Raw genomic sequence first — 15,922 nt, forward strand, 5'->3', positions numbered from 1 at the left:
TTTTAGTTACTTATTCAGGAAACAACAATATGACTATTAGGCAAAAACTCTACTTCCTCGGAGTTATCGCCATTTTAGGCATCGTGGCCCTTTTGGGTACGTCATCCCATTTTGAAAATAAGAGCAATGATCTTAATCACGCCATCAAACTCGTTGGTGATCTAGAAATACGCTTACTCAACTTACGCAGAAATGAAAAAGATTTCCTACTGCGTAGTAATGACAAATATCTAAATAAGTTTGACGCCAATGTTGACAAGTTTATAGACACAGAAAAAGAGCTTGCGAACATACTCAAGAGTAATGAATTACCTTCCAGTCAACAATTTAAGCAAGACTTGCTCGCATACCAAAGGGGCTTTCAGAATCTGGTCAGCGCTTACCAACGATACGGGCTTGATTCAAAGAGTGGGCTTCTCGCCGGTTACGAACAAGCACTATTAGAAGCTAAACAACGTTCAGACCACCAGCAGTTATTGGCATTAGTCCGTTTTGACTCTGCGGTAAAAGCAGGACTATTCAATAGTGACTTGCTTGAGGGGCAATATGCTCCTGAGCTTATCAAAACAGGTAAGCAATTGGCGGCCCAAAAGCAAGTTGTTGGGGTTGCTTATGACAAAGGCCTACTCGGTGAAACTCGCGCATTATCTCATGCCGTAGAAGAGCAATTTGAAACCTTTTCCACAGCCCTTAGCTCTGCTGCCGCACAACGTGATGAACAAATGTCGACCATCAAGCAAGTCATTACAGCTCTGATCTTAGTCGTTATTTTCGCATTGATTTGGCAAATTTCACGTTCAATCAACACGCGAGTGAATAGCTTACTTGGCACCATTCGAAGTATCAGCGAAACGAACAACATGGGACTTCGATCTGATTTGAAAGGTCAAGACGAGCTATTTGATATCAGTCATCACCTCAATGACCTATTGGATAAGCTTGAGCATCTAATTAGTAGTACCCAAGAAAAATCGGCGCAACTCACTGCAAGTACCGATAATATGCATCGTGAGTTAGAAGGCGTTATGGAGCAATTCCACACGCAAACTGACCACACAGCATCAATGGCGACGGCAGTTCAGCAAATGGTTGCCACAATAGGTGAAATCTCTGAAAGCACATCAGTTGCGGTAGAAGGCGTACATCAGGCAGCGAATAATGCCGAACAAGGTCGAGGAGTTGTTGAGGCGACGGTAACCAACATCGGTCAACTAACCACGATTTTATCAAACAGCCAGCAGTCGATTGGCTCGCTGAATCAGCATGTAGATAAAATTGGTGGTGCCGTGAACATAATCCAAGAAATAGCAGAGCAAACCAACCTACTAGCTCTCAACGCAGCAATTGAAGCCGCGCGAGCAGGCGAACAAGGCCGCGGGTTTGCAGTTGTCGCCGATGAAGTACGTGCCCTAGCTAGCCGAACTCATCAATCCACTGAGGAAATCACGCGGGTCGTTGCAGATATTCAAACTCAAATGTCTACAGTTGTTGCTGATATTGATCAATGTAACGATCAAGGGCAACAAACACTTAATGCTTCTGAAAAACTGGATTCTAGCCTACAGCAGATCATCACTGACATGCATTCAATTCAAGGTAATTCGGAGCGCATAGCTTCAGCAATTGAAGAACAAGGTATCGTTATGAACCAAGTTAGCGGTTCAATCACCGAGCTAAACGCAATATCTGAGAATAACATGCAATCCGCTCAGGAATGCTTGCATGAAGTGAACTCTGTCTCTGCTCAAGCTCATGATATGGATGAAGCCGTTGCACAATTCAAAACTGCGCTAAAATAACCCTTTTTCAAAATAGAAAGCCCGAGGCAATCATTGCTTCGGGCTTTTTTCAATTGTCACTTCGTGCTTACTGCGCACTTCGGATGTGATTATTCATCATCAAGAGGAACCAGCTTGGTGTTGCCACCATGAACTTTCTCACGCTGTCTTTGCACCAGAGCGTAGAAGCCTGGGATCAAGAATGTACCTGCTAGAAGCACACACAATAGACCACCAATCAGCGACACGCCGAGTGAGTTTTGACTCACGTGCCCCGCGCCAGCGGCAAAGATAAGCGGGAAGATACCCAAAATAAATGACCAAGATGTCATATTCACAGCGCGGAAACGTAAAGTGCCTCCTTTAACCGCTGCACTATCGATATCAGCATCTTTTTCTTCTCGCTCTTGCTTGGCGAACTCCACAATCAAAATTGCGTTTTTCGCCGCCAAGGCTATGAGCAAGACAAGACCAATTTGGGCATACAAGTTAAGCGGCGTGCCAGTTAGATTCAACGCAAGGAAGGAACCTAACGTTGCTACTGGGACCACCAAAATAATAGCCAGTGGAATACTCCAACTCTCATACTGAGCCACCATAAACAAGTAAATGAAGATCAAAGCCAGCGCAAACGCATAAATGGCTTGGTTACCCGCGAGCACTTCCTGATAAGCCATACCTGTCCATTCATACGTGTACCCTTGCGGAAGAACTTCAGCAGCAACGCGTTCCATTGCTGCAATCGCATCACCACTAGAGTAACCCGGAGCTGGTTGGCCTTGAATGATAGCACTGCGGTACATGTTGTAACGCCACGCCACATCAGGCTCAAACACTTGCTCGTAGCTCACTAGCGTACTTAACGGGACCATATCACCGTTCGAAGAACGAACATGGAAACGCTCTAGATCTTCCATGCTGCTACGGTGCTGGCTATCAGCTTGCATGGTTACGCGGAAGTTCTTACCAAACATGGTGAAGTCATTCACATAAAGCGAACCTAAGTTGCCTTGCAAGGTTTGGAAAATAGACGACAGCGAAATACCTAATTGCTGCGCTTTCTCACGATCGATATCAACGTAGTAGTGCGGAACATTCGCGCGGAACGTGCTAAACGTGTAGGCAATTTCAGGCGCTTGGTTAGCCGCTTGGATCATTTCTCCCATGACCATCGACAAGTCGGTACGACTTCGCCCTAGCGTGTCTTCAAGCACAAACTCAAAACCAGACGCAGCGCCCATACCTGGAACCGCCGGTGGTCCCATCGCAAAAACAACCGCTTGAGGTAACTCTGTCGCCGCTCGCCCGTTAATACGTGCCGCGATAGCATTAGCAGAGTGCTCTCCTTGCAGCGAGTTACGAGTATCCCAATCATGCAATTTGATAAATACAGAAGCACCGTTTGATGCTGCTGCGCCTGTCATAAACGAGTAACCGTTCGCAACCGTCACACCATCCACACCAGGTTCTTCACCGATCATTTTCATTAAATCATTGGTGACTTCTTCAGTGCGTGATAAAGAGGCTGAATCTGGTAGCTGTACGTTAACCAGCAAAATGCCTTTATCTTCTTGAGGAACAAACGCTGTAGAGGTGGTTTTCGCAAAGAAAGTGACCGCTGCGATAGCAACTATAAAGAACGTCACGAGCAGTAAAGACTTCTTCACCAAGAAACCAGCGATCTGGCCATAACGCGTAGTGATGCGCTCTAAGCCTCGGTTGAAAGCCTGGAACCAGTTAGCGGTATTGCCCCCACCCTGCTTCAATACCAGAGAACAAAGTGCTGGAGACAGCGTCAATGCATTGATGGATGAAATCACAACCGAAATACAGATGGTCAAAGCGAACTGGCGATACATGATACCGGTGATACCTGGCAGCATGGCGACGGGTATGAATACCGCAAGTAGAACCAAGGTCGACGTGATGATTGGTCCCGTTACTTCTTTCATCGCTAGCAACGTCGCTTTACGCGGTGAAATGCTTGGGTCTTTCGCCATGGTAGTATCGACGTTTTCGATAACCAGAATCGCATCGTCCACCACGATACCAATCGCAAGGATCAAGCCAAACAAAGTAACCGTATTAATGGTGAAGCCCGTTGCCTGCATGATGGCAAACGTACCAATCAGAGAAACGGGGATCGCGACAACAGGAATCAACGTTGCACGCGCACTACCCAAGAACAAGTAAGTTACAGCAATCACCAATAGAATCGCTTCAATCAGTGTTTTTACTACCCCTTTGATCGATTCAGATACGAACACGGTTGTATCGTAGCTGGTCTCGTATTCCATTCCCTCTGGGAAGTTTTTGCTCAAGCCTTCAAGGAGCTCCATGACGGCCTGACCACTTTCTAACGCATTCGCATCCGATTGAAGAGACAACGCAACGATTGACGCGTCCTGGCCACGGAACTTACCGTTACCATCGTAGAACTTTTTGCCTAGTTCAACGCGAGCAACATCTTTCAGATAAACCGTAGAGCCATTGGGATTAGCTCGAAGGACTACGTTCTCAAACTCACTCACGCTTTCCAAGCGACCTTTGGTCACAAGGTTAAACTGAACTTCTTGCGGATTGTTGTATGGTGCTGCACCTACACGCCCTGCCGCAACTTGAACGTTCTGTTCAGCCAAAGCGGCGTATACGTCTGACGTGGTTAGCTTAAGGTTGGCCATTTTTTCAGGATCTAACCAAACACGCATTGCGTATTCGCCACCACCAATCACGTTAACTTCACTGATACCTTTCGCACGAGCCAACTGATCTTTTACATTCAAGTTAATGTAGTTAATCAAGAACTGATCATCGTATTTGCCATCAGGTGAATAGAAGTTAAGTACCATCAGCAAGTCAGGTGAACGCTTTTTCACCGTCACACCAACCATGCGAACTTCTTGAGGCAGTTTTGACTCAATCTGTGACACGCGGTTTTGCACGTTAACTTGCGCCATATCTGGATCGGTGCCAACATCGAACGTGACGTTTAGGCTGTAAGAGCCATCGTTCGCGCTCTTTGAAGACATGTATATCATATCCTCAACGCCGTTGACTGAGGTCTCTATGGGGTCCGCAATGGCCTGCTCGACAACTTCCGCACTCGCGCCAGTGTAGTAAGCCGAAACGCTTACTGATGGCGGGCTTATCTGTGGGTACTCAGCCACTGGCAAAATCGCCAGTGAGATCGCGCCGGCTAGCGTTAATATGATCGAAATAACCAGCGCGAATTTAGGTCTCTGAATAAAGAAACGACTTAACATAGTGCCCCCTACTGCTTATCTTCAGCAGGTGCTTGAAGGCGCACTTCTACACCATTACGCACACGTTGTAGGCCTTGTGTAATAACCGTATCTTCCTGATCGAGCCCTTCTCGAATGATAATGCCTTGTTCAACCTGAGGGCCAAGCTCGACGTTACGACGCTCTGCCACACTTCCCTCAGCCATCACCATCACAAAGTCACCTTCTAAGTCAGTCTGTACGGCACGTCGTGGGATAACAATAACGTCTTTCGTGTTCTTATCTCTCAAGTTCACTTTGATGTGTTGACCCGGAAGTAACTTCTGCTCTGGGTTTGGCACTAGCGCGCGCATAGCAATCGTACCCGTTTTGGTGTCAATACGATTACCTAAGAAATCAAGCTTACCAAGATGCTCAAAAAACTGTCCATTTTCCAGTTCAAGCTGAACTTCAACGCGGTTTGATTCAGCCGAGCCATCACCTTTTACTTGATCCATACCCATAGCTAAACGCTCACGCTCACTCACACTAAATGAGGTATGAACTGGATCTAAACTCACCAGAGTTGTCAGCACGCCAGATGACGGAGAAACCAGATCACCCGTACTCACTTTGGTATCACTAATACGTCCGCTAAAAGGTGCTCGGATTTGAGTATAGGAAAGGTTAACTTCAGCAAGTTTAAGTTGAGCATTTGCCGCTTCTAGCTCTGCTCTCGCACCAAGAAGTGCAGCTGTTAAAGCATCAAACTCAGATTGAGAGATACTACCGCGAGGCAACAAGTTTTTACCTCGAGTATGATCTAATTCGGCTTTTTTTAGCGCCGCTTTAGCTTGTGCAAGTGCGGCTTTAGCACTCGCGACTTGGGCTTCAAAAGAAGATGGCTCGATAGAGTAAAGGAGCTGCCCTTTTTCTACCATTTGCCCCTCTTCAAAGTGACGAGCTTTTAAGTAGCCAGAAATCTGCGCGGTAATATTGGTATCTTCTACTGCTTCAATGCGACCGATATAAGACTTGCTCGGTTGGTAGTCGATAACCGTGACATCCTGAGTCACTACGAGAGGCGCTTGACCTTTCGTTTGGGCATTATTAGCTTCCCCGCATCCAGCGAGGATTGCTGTAGCCGCCATTAGTGCGACAAGTGGTTTCTTTTGCATGTATTTACCGTCTTTATAGAACAGGATATTGTTGAACTCCTATCAACCTTACTCCTTGCTGCCACTGAAAACTTCACTGAAAAGCGCCCAAGGTGTTTCTAAATGTAAACATGAGAAACAAAAGGAAAATAAAGTAATTTAGTTAACAGTGGTATTCAATGAGCAATATACATACAACTCAATCATAACTATTTAATATACGCCTTAGGAGATCGCGAATTTTAGCGTGTGCGTGGAAACACTAACGGGAGTATTGTATTCGGGCGTAAAGTGAGATTCAGTGCTCAAGATAAGAACGTTTTGTGGCTAAAAAGGTAAAAAGTGACGCCTTCATACTCAAGACCCCGATTTTGACTATTTTTTTAATATAAATGGGTTATCATTCAATTAATTCAACGCCTTCGACAGAGAGGATGATTATGATTTCTAAATGGGCGAAACGCTTTTACCAGATGGCAGAACTAGTGGCGTCTTGGAGTAAGGACCCATCAACACAAGTCGGTGCCGTTATTACTAAACAGAATCGCATTGTATCTGTTGGATTTAATGGCTATCCGCATGGTGTTTCTGACAGTGTCGACACCGATGAGCGCGAGTTGAAATACCTTAAAACACTGCACGCGGAAGAGAACGCAATTTTGTTCTCAAAACGTGACTTAGACGGATGTGATATTTGGGTAACGCATTTTCCTTGCCCTAACTGCGCGGCAAAGATCATTCAAACAGGGATCTCACACGTACACTGCCCTGAGCAGTCTGAAGACTTTTTATCTCGCTGGGGAGATAAAATCCAAGTCAGTCAAGATATGTTCGATCAAGCGGGTGTGAAAGTCGACTGGTTACCACTAGAAGACATTGAAATTGAAGACAAAGACGTGCGCTAGTATTCCATCTTAATATTTAAATAGCCCAGGAAGATCTGGGCTATTTTGTTATTAAATCTGCAAGAGGTCTCGACGTAGTCTTTTAACTGTGTTTTTTCGCTGTGAGCTCAGCAATTTTGACAATAACGAGTACTGATTTTTCCATCATTTCAACAGAAATAAACTCATGAATTCCGTGGAAGTTAAAACCACCGGTGAAGATATTCGGGCACGGCAAACCCATAAAAGATAAACGAGCACCATCTGTACCACCACGAATAGGTTTTATAATCGGTTCCACATCACACGCTTCCATCGCTTGCTTTGCCAGCTCAATGATATGAGGGTAAGGCTCAACCATTTCTCTCATATTGTAATAGCTGTCTTTTATTTTTAGCTCTACAGAACCATGGCGTAAACCCGTGTTCATTTCATCGACGAGTTTCTGCATAAAGGCTTTTCGATCCTCAAGTCTTTGACGGTCAAAGTCTCTAATAATGTAACCTAGCTCGCTTCGTGCAACGCCCATTTCTGCCGATTTTAGATGGAAGAACCCTTCGTAACCTTCGGTTGTTTCCGGAGTTTGATCTTGGGGCATTTGAACTTGAAATTTCGCAGCCAAGTTCATCGCATTGACCATTTTGCCTTTTGCAGTACCTGGATGAACGCTAACACCATGAAAAATTACATCAGCGTTTGCTGCATTAAAGTTTTCGTATTCCAATTCACCTTGCGGGCCACCATCTATAGTGTATGCCCATTTCGCGCCAAATTTTTTAACATCAAACAAATCTGCACCACGACCGATTTCTTCATCCGGAGTAAAGCCGATACAAATGTCGCCGTGTGGAATGTCTGGGTTTTCCAGTAGCAGAGCTACCGCGGAAAGAATCTCTGCGATACCGGCTTTGTTATCCGCGCCAAGTAATGTAGTGCCATCGGTAGTAATAAGATTGTGGCCATGTAGGTGATGTAAATCTGGGTATTGCACGGGAGATAACACTTCATCCCCCAACCCTAATGCAATATCGCCACCCTGGTAATCTTCGATGAATTGCGGCTTTACGTTTTTGCCAGATGCATCCGGCGCGGTATCCATATGGGCAATGAAGCCGATAGGAGGAACCTCATAATCAACATTGGCTGGCAGTTTAGCCATCAAGTAGCCATTTTTATCCAAAGTCACGTCACTTAAACCAAGCTCGATCATCTCTTTTTTAAGTAACTCAGCAAACACAAGCTGACCAGGTGAACTTGGGCAAAGCGTCACATGTGGATTGGATTGGGTATCAAACGTGACGTATCGAAGAAATCTTTCAACTAAATGTTTCATATTTATTCTCATTGTTTTGTACGATGAGGCCTTATCACGCATTGATAAGCTGACGTTGCCTCATCAAACCTCACGCTATGTTACGCTCTTAGCTCAATAAGAATTTGCTTTGAATCATTTTTTGATAAGAAAGGCTTTTGCGCTTTGCTTTCGCTCATTGAAGCATGAATTTAATCTAAAAGTTCCTCAGCCAATACTCGCCACTCTTTAACCTTTTCACGAAAATGACGCCATTGCTTATCGGTCATCGAACGAGAAACATCTAATGTCAGTTGATCAACCAATGCAAAGTTAGAGTCAATATTCAGAGAAAGCTGCTCACTATAATAACTCTCTGGCTCGAACAAGAGTCGCATAAATATATCTTGATAAGTCACAACATTAGATTTGTTGTCGAACAAGTATTCGAGCTCTTGATATACCGTGGCTCGATAATCTCTCCATAAAGGGCTGTTTAAAATAACTTGCTGAGAAAATCTTTGAGCTAATTGACGCTGATTTCCTGATAGATTCCCCAGCCATTCTTCCATCCACTCTTCAGTGTTATCCAGAATAATTTCACGCACTTCGTCTTCTGTCTTATCGGCATATTTTGCGTTTCGCTCTTGATAATGTTCTTGTACATTACTCAAAAACTCGCGTTCTTGCTCTTTCGTTAATTGCAAACTTAACGCAAAAAGATCTGGTGCTGCTTTGCTGACCACTCTATCGTAATGCGCTCGCATTCTATCTCGATTTTTTTGTAAGTAATTTAAGGTGATATCGCTCGCTTTTAATCTCTCAAGGTCTTTTAAATGTTCGATATATAATGGTAACTCCTCTTTCTTGTGCCAGTCTGCCAACAATAATAAGCGCTCTTCCACTAGGACTTCTTGTTCCCCTTGCAACGAGACATAGTCCTCTAAGTAATCGAGCACGAACCAATCGATATTGCTGTATAAAAACTTTTTCGCACAACCGGCAAGCAGAAATACGAAACAAAATAGAAGGCCATAACGAAGCGCCTTATTAGATACATCCTTTAATTTAGTCACTTATTCGTATTCCCTTTTCTGTTGATTAAGTTCTATACTCAACCTGTATCACTTAGTATTGCGGCAAACTTACACCAGTGTGACAAATATTGATTGCCACCTTAATAATATATAGAGTTTGAAATTAACTTTTTGATCACAGCTATCCGCAAAAAAGTGAGTTAGAGCGCAATTATCGGCTAAAAAACGTACCGAACGACGCTCCCTATAACGGCATATAATTTGCATGGATGTTTTTTGGATGGTTTATGGAGGCGAAGTATGGCAGCCGCTGAGCAACTTGATACCAGTGTAGAATATGAGATTCGATATTTTGAACAGGGGAAAATGCACTGCATGAGAGTCATTGCTGAAAGCAAAAAAGTGGCTTATCAGTACTATTTGGAGTGTGGTAAGCACAACAGTGACTTGTACTCTATTCGCCCAGACAAGTAAAAAAACCGCCTAACAGGCGGTTTTTTTTATTCGTCAGAATCAATATAACTGTTTGATTTTATTTATTATTACAGATTCAAATCCAACAATGTTATTTGATGTCGCCAAAGCGCTCAAGATAAAGGACGGTTGCTGCAGTACGAGAAGGAACTTGAAGCTTTTTAAGTAAACTCTTCATATGTACTTTAACCGTAGACTCAGAGATAAAAAGACGATCGGCAATTTGCTTGTTGCGGAAACCTCTTGCCACCTCTCTTAAGATCTGCGATTCACGATCGGTCAGTGTATCAAACACGTCCTCTTGCTCTGAACGTTCACTCAAATACTTAGAAACTTCTTGGCTGTATGCCTTGTCCCCTTGATGCGCTTGTTTTAGCAACTCAACCAACTCATCAGGCTCAGTGTCTTTCAATAAATAGCCATCGGCACCACTTCGAACTATTGCTTCTATATCTGCTGGGCTATCCGAAACGGTTAGAATGACAATTCTGGCTTCACAGCCATCTGCACGCAGTGCTTGCAAAGTATCAAGGCCAGACATGCCTTTCATATTAAGATCAAGAAGTACAAGATCCAGTTCCAGCTCATGCGCTTTCGCTACTGCATCCGCGCCATTACTTGCTTCTGCAATGACCTCAAACTCAGGCTCAAAGCTTAAAAGCTGGTGGATACCTCTTCGCATGAGTGGATGATCATCCACCAGCATTACTTTACACACTGTCACTGTTTACTTCCTTACTATGTTGGAATTCTAATTTTACGGTACAACCTTTGTTTATCGATGCTTCGATGTGAAGATCGGCATGCAGTCTAGCGGCCCGCTCTTGCATGATACTCATACCGTAATGATTTAATTTTTCGTCTTGATGTTCAAAGCCTATTCCATCGTCGCTAACGGTTACTGTGACTTTTCCATCATTATCGAGACATTGAATGTGAATATTATCTGCTTGCGCATGTTTGATAGCATTAATTGCCGCTTCTCTTATCAACTGTAGTAAATGAACCTGCTGATGTGCATCCAGTTCAGTTGATGAAAGTCTATTTTTTAGCGTAATGTCCGCAGCAGTTTGTTCACTGAGCGTTTCAACCATGTCTTGCAATGCTTGGCCAAAACTGCCCTCTTTAATCGTAAGACGAAACGTCGTCAGTAACTCGCGTAACTGCGTATAAGCGGCAGATAAGCCCGTATCTAGCTCGGCAATAACTTGATTAGCCTGCGCGATCGCCTTTTCGTCAGGCAAGTTCTTTACGCTTCTCTTCAACAAAGCGACCTGAATTTTTAAGTAAGAGAGTGCTTGAGCCAATGAATCATGCAACTCCCGAGCAATAGTGGCTCGCTCTTCCATCAGCAGAATTTGTTCTGCTTGGCGCTGCGCCCGATTGTAATACACGGCGCGTGATAAAATCTGCACGAAGTTGTCAATAAGAGCCTCGTTCGGACAAGGTAACCCTGCTTTCCAATATAAATAGCCCAAGTGCTCACCATCTAGCATCAGGGCTTTACCGTGGCAATCTTCATCACAATCTTGGCAGCATTCTTCTCCTTCCATCAATATCCAGCTCGGTTCTCCCAGCTGCTCGATTTCAAGTTTGACCGCTTTAATGCCCTCAAGACTGACGATATGCTGCAAAATCGCCTGGAAATTGTCTTGATTAATACGCGACGCCGTGAGTTCTTTTGACGAGTCATACAGCACTTCTAAAGACTGGTTGGCATGCTGCAATTTACGTGTTTTCTCATCAACCGCTTGTTCTAATCCTCGGTACAACTTACCAAGGTCTGTCGCCATCCGGTTAAAGGTTCGAGTCAGTATTCCCATTTCATTGTCGCTAGATACATTGAGCGATATATTGAATGAGCGATTTTTAATTTGCTCGCTAGCAAAAACTAAGGCACGCAGAGGCCGAACAACTTCGAGGCGCACAAAATGAACGACAAACATACTGACACAAAGGATGCCACCCAACCCTAACCCGCCGATCCAGGCTAAGTTAATCAGTTTTTGCTCCGAAAAGCTTTGCAGCTTAAATACAAACTCATCGATTTGTTCAACAAAACCGGCCACTAGGAGTTGATATTCTGCCGGGTTGTCTCCTCTCAGCACCGCCTTGAGTTCATGCCATCTGATAATAAGACGGTAGTAATCGTGAGTGATGTCTTCTGGCACAGACCAATGCTGAAGCGCTTTCATTGAAGGTGAATATATCGAATGTTCAAATGCGTCAATATGTGAAGAATAGTCAACAGATTTAACCTGAATATCATTCGCCAGACGGTAGCTTTGCATTCGCATCGAGCCAGCAACATTGACGGCTTCAGCATCGTTCAAACTGGACGCTAACGTAAAAATCGCAAAACCAGTCGTAGCGACTGAGAGCAGCAAAATAAGAAGCATCGCGGATGCAATCGTGCGCGTCACTGACTTTTTCACATTTTTAAACAATCTGAGTTCCTCGCCCATTAACAATCCTATTTGTACGTGCAATGAACCCATTACCTTTCAACTTTATCAATATGTGATCACCTGCGACGGAATTTATTGATCCAAAACAATATTGCATACCATTTACCCCCTAAGAGGTATTTATACAAATATGTCAAAAACTACAATTTCGTTAGTTTAAATGACAGTTTATTAATGAAAATTGTGGACTATGCTTAGTTTGGGTTCCAAGTTTCGAGGTGACTAAGTGGTAGACCTTTCCAGAAGAAGACTCTTTGCAAGAAAAGCGCACCCCGACAACGCCGTACGTTTGCCTTGGTTAACTAAACCGCAACAGTTTACGGACGATTGCACTCGCTGCGGTAAATGCATTGAGGCCTGTGAAACAAAGATTATAACCAAAAGTGATGGCGGATTCCCCTCGGTCGATTTTTCCATCGATGAATGCACATTTTGCTATCAATGTGCAAACGCCTGTCCTGAGCCCCTTTTCTTGCCAGAAACAGAACAACCTTGGCAAGCAAAAGCAAGTATCAACGATAACTGCTTAGCAAAACAAAATGTCGAATGCCGAAGCTGTGGGGATATGTGCGACCCGATGGCAATTCAGTTCAAATTAGAACTGGGGAAAGTAGCACAACCCAATTTAGACCTTGATGAGTGTAACGGCTGCGGCGCCTGTGTTTCAGTTTGCCCGACTTCATCCATCAATGTGAGCAATACAACAGCCTAAGCCGAATGTCGTCGGCCAAAGGCAATAAAAATAAATGAGAGAGCTATATGTCACTAAATGAAGTGCATATTTCAAGTTTGGTAGTACATGTGCTGCCGGAACATTTGGACGAAATCAAACAAAAGATAGAAGCACACGAAAATGCGGAAATCTATGGTGACAGTCCTGAAGGCAAGATTATCGTCGTACTTGAAACTGAGAACCAAGGTTTCATCACAGACACTATCGATGCCATTAACAATTTACCGAACGTCTTAAGCACGGTATTGGTTTATCACCAAATCGAAACTGGGCTTGAAGAAACGGATGAAGAAGACACTGGAACACAACATTCCCAAATCGAGGGTGAAGTATGAAAATGACAAGACGTGCGTTTGTGAAAGCAAACGCGGCTGCATCAGCTGCTGCTGTCGCAGGTGTGACACTACCAGCATCTGCAGCCAACCTGATTGCAAGCTCTGATCAAACCAAAATCACATGGGACAAAGCACCTTGTCGTTTCTGTGGTACAGGCTGTTCTGTTCTTGTTGGCACTCAAAACGGCAAAGTGGTAGCAACACAGGGTGACCCAGAAGCACCAGTAAACAAAGGTCTGAACTGCATCAAAGGTTACTTCCTTTCTAAGATCATGTACGGTCAAGACCGTCTAACTCAACCGATGCTACGAATGAAAGATGGCAAATTCCACAAAGATGGTGAATTTACACCTATCTCTTGGGATGACGCTTTCGACATCATGGCTGAGAAATGGAAAACGTCTCTAGAGAAAAAAGGCCCAACAAGCGTAGGTATGTTTGGCTCAGGCCAATGGACAGTAATGGAAGGCTACGCTGCATCAAAGTTAATGAAAGCAGGCTTCCGATCAAACAACATTGATCCAAACGCTCGTCACTGTATGGCTTCTGCCGTTGTAGGTTTCATGCGCGCATTCGGTATCGATGAGCCAATGGGTTGTTACGATGACTTTGAGAACGCAGACGCTTTCGTTCTTTGGGGCTCAAACATGGCAGAGATGCACCCGGTTCTATGGACTCGCATTACTGACCGCCGCCTAAGCCACCCTCACGTTAAAGTGAACGTGCTTTCTACTTACTACCATCGTTCATTTGAGTTGGCAGACCACGGCTACATTTTCAATCCTCAGTCTGACCTTGCAATTGCTAACTTCATCGCAAACTACATCATCGAAAACGATGCAGTAAACTGGGACTTCGTGAACAAACACACGAACTTCACTCAAGCAGACACTGACATCGGCTACGGTCTACGTGACGATGATCCGCTACAAAAAGCAGCGAAGAACCCGAACTCTGGCAAACTCACTTCTATCTCATTCGAAGAGTACAAGAAATCAGTAGCGCCATACACAGTAGAGAAAGCATCTGAAATCTCTGGTGTTGAGAAAGAGAAGCTTATCGAGCTTGCGAAGCAATACGCGGATCCAAACACGAAAGTGATGTCTCTATGGACAATGGGCATGAACCAGCATACTCGTGGTGTATGGATGAATAACTTGGTTTACAACATCCACCTACTAACCGGTAAGATCTCGACTCCGGGGAACAGCCCATTCTCACTAACGGGCCAACCATCAGCATGTGGTACCGCTCGTGAGGTTGGTACGTTTGCTCACCGCCTACCAGCGGACATGGTGGTTGCTAACCCTAAACACCGTAAGATTGCAGAAGACATCTGGAAACTGCCAGAAGGTACGATTCCACCAAAACCTGGCTTCCACGCCGTATTGCAAGACCGTATGCTGAATGACGGCGTTCTGAACTGTTACTGGGTTCAATGTAACAACAACATGCAAGCCGGTCCAAACATCAACACAGAACGTCTTCCAGGTTACCGCAACCCAGAAAACTTCATCGTTGTGTCTGACCCATACCCGACAGCAACAGCACAAGCAGCAGACCTTATTCTTCCTACCGCAATGTGGATTGAAAAAGAAGGTGCTTACGGTAACGCAGAGCGTCGTACCCAAGCTTGGTACCAACAAGTGGGCACAGTCGGTCAAGCAAAATCGGACCTTTGGCAGCTAATGGAGTTCTCGAAACGCTTCAAAATGGAAGAAGTGTGGCCTGAAGAGCTTCTAGCGAAAGCGCCTCAATACCGTGGTAAAACAATGTACGACGTACTTTACCGCAATGGTAACGTCGACAAATTCCCTATCGAAGAAGCTCGTGAACTGAATGACGATGCTCACCACTTCGGTTTCTATGTTCAAAAAGGTCTATTTGAGGAATACGCAACATTTGGCCGTGGTCACGGTCATGATTTGGCTCCATACGACCGCTACCACCAAGTACGTGGTCTACGTTGGCCTGTTGTTGATGGTAAGGAAACACAGTGGCGCTTTAAAGAAGGTTCAGACCCATACGCGAAAGAAGGTTCTGGTTGGGACTTCTACGGCAATGCTGACGGCAAAGCGAAGATCATTTCCGCGCCATACGAAGCGCCACCAGAAGTACCGAACGATGAATTTGATATGTGGTTATGTACTGGTCGTGTTCTTGAGCATTGGCACACAGGCACCATGACTCGTCGTGTACCTGAATTATACAAAGCAGTACCAGACGCAGTGTGTTACATGCACCCAGAAGACGCAAAAGCACGCAATGTTCGTCGTGGTGAAGAAGTACTCATGGCAAACAAACGCGGTGAAGTACGCGTTCGTATTGAAACTCGCGGTCGTAACCGTCCGCCAAAAGGCTTGGTATTCGTACCGTTCTTTGATGCACGTATTTTGATTAACAAGCTTATCCTAGATGCGACTGATCCACTGTCTAAACAGACAGACTTTAAGAAGTGCCCAGTCAAAATCACTAAGATTGCTTAACCTTCAGATACTGAATGCTACGGCCGTCATTATGGCGGCCTAATAAAGAATTTAAGCC

General features: G+C 44.6%; 12 protein-coding genes. 6 read left to right on the top strand and 6 right to left on the bottom strand.

Features of this window, described 5'->3' with window-relative positions:
* Positions 1–29: 29 nt before the first annotated feature.
* Entirely contained in the window at positions 30–1,799 is a 1,770-nt protein-coding gene (locus R7P72_RS02385; protein WP_025767924.1) for a methyl-accepting chemotaxis protein, read from the top strand.
* A gap of 89 nt (positions 1,800–1,888) precedes the next feature.
* Here R7P72_RS02385 and vmeZ read toward each other — a convergent pair whose 3' ends face one another.
* Together vmeZ and vmeY are read right to left on the bottom strand one after the other, a co-directional pair.
* The gene (gene vmeZ, locus R7P72_RS02390; protein WP_005373507.1) at positions 1,889–5,041 is read right to left on the bottom strand and encodes a multidrug efflux RND transporter permease subunit VmeZ; all 3,153 of its coding nucleotides are present in this window, start codon (positions 5,039–5,041) and stop codon (positions 1,889–1,891) included.
* Positions 5,042–5,049: 8 nt separating this feature from the next.
* Positions 5,050–6,177 (bottom strand): multidrug efflux RND transporter periplasmic adaptor subunit VmeY, encoded by a 1,128-nt coding sequence (vmeY, locus tag R7P72_RS02395; protein WP_017635193.1) that lies wholly within the window; start codon positions 6,175–6,177, stop codon positions 5,050–5,052.
* 419 nt (positions 6,178–6,596) lie between these two features.
* Between vmeY and R7P72_RS02400 the strand changes: the two genes are divergently transcribed.
* Complete coding sequence (locus tag R7P72_RS02400; RefSeq protein WP_005373515.1) at positions 6,597–7,061, top strand: dCMP deaminase family protein; 465 nt, start codon at positions 6,597–6,599, stop codon at positions 7,059–7,061.
* Between the two features lie 82 nt (positions 7,062–7,143).
* Here the strand turns inward: R7P72_RS02400 and pepT are convergent, their stop codons facing one another.
* Both pepT and R7P72_RS02410 read right to left on the bottom strand, forming a co-directional pair.
* Complete coding sequence (pepT, locus tag R7P72_RS02405; protein WP_031781280.1) at positions 7,144–8,373, bottom strand: peptidase T; 1,230 nt, start codon at positions 8,371–8,373, stop codon at positions 7,144–7,146.
* Positions 8,374–8,543: 170 nt separating this feature from the next.
* Positions 8,544–9,407, bottom strand: a complete 864-nt coding sequence (locus tag R7P72_RS02410) for a DUF6279 family lipoprotein (RefSeq protein WP_054574706.1) — start codon at positions 9,405–9,407, stop codon at positions 8,544–8,546.
* A 261-nt stretch (positions 9,408–9,668) separates the two neighbouring features.
* On the opposite strand from R7P72_RS02410, the gene R7P72_RS02415 reads away from it, so the two are divergent.
* Positions 9,669–9,842: a hypothetical protein gene (locus R7P72_RS02415; protein WP_005373524.1), complete on the top strand. Its 174-nt coding sequence runs from the start codon at positions 9,669–9,671 to the stop codon at positions 9,840–9,842.
* A 91-nt stretch (positions 9,843–9,933) separates the two neighbouring features.
* Here R7P72_RS02415 and R7P72_RS02420 read toward each other — a convergent pair whose 3' ends face one another.
* Both R7P72_RS02420 and narQ read right to left on the bottom strand, forming a co-directional pair.
* On the bottom strand, positions 9,934–10,548 hold the full coding sequence (locus R7P72_RS02420; RefSeq protein ID WP_031777156.1) for a response regulator: 615 nt from the start codon (positions 10,546–10,548) through the stop codon (positions 9,934–9,936).
* A gap of 4 nt (positions 10,549–10,552) precedes the next feature.
* Entirely contained in the window at positions 10,553–12,289 is a 1,737-nt protein-coding gene (gene narQ / locus R7P72_RS02425) for a nitrate/nitrite two-component system sensor histidine kinase NarQ (protein ID WP_025767926.1), read from the bottom strand.
* A 247-nt stretch (positions 12,290–12,536) separates the two neighbouring features.
* Here narQ and napF point away from each other — a divergent pair, with 247 nt between their 5' ends.
* The 3 genes from napF to napA are packed head-to-tail and all read left to right on the top strand — an operon-like array spanning position 12,537 to position 15,864.
* Entirely contained in the window at positions 12,537–13,022 is a 486-nt protein-coding gene (napF, locus tag R7P72_RS02430) for a ferredoxin-type protein NapF (RefSeq protein WP_005373529.1), read from the top strand.
* 47 nt (positions 13,023–13,069) lie between these two features.
* Positions 13,070–13,378: a chaperone NapD gene (locus tag R7P72_RS02435; RefSeq protein WP_005373535.1), complete on the top strand. Its 309-nt coding sequence runs from the start codon at positions 13,070–13,072 to the stop codon at positions 13,376–13,378.
* Complete coding sequence (gene napA, locus R7P72_RS02440) at positions 13,375–15,864, top strand: periplasmic nitrate reductase subunit alpha (RefSeq protein ID WP_213907152.1); 2,490 nt, start codon at positions 13,375–13,377, stop codon at positions 15,862–15,864. The genes R7P72_RS02435 and napA overlap by 4 nt, the downstream gene beginning before the upstream one ends.
* Positions 15,865–15,922: the final 58 nt, after the last annotated feature.

This window comes from Vibrio sp. Vb0888 (assembly GCF_033338835.1).
GTDB lineage: Bacteria > Pseudomonadota > Gammaproteobacteria > Enterobacterales > Vibrionaceae > Vibrio > Vibrio alginolyticus.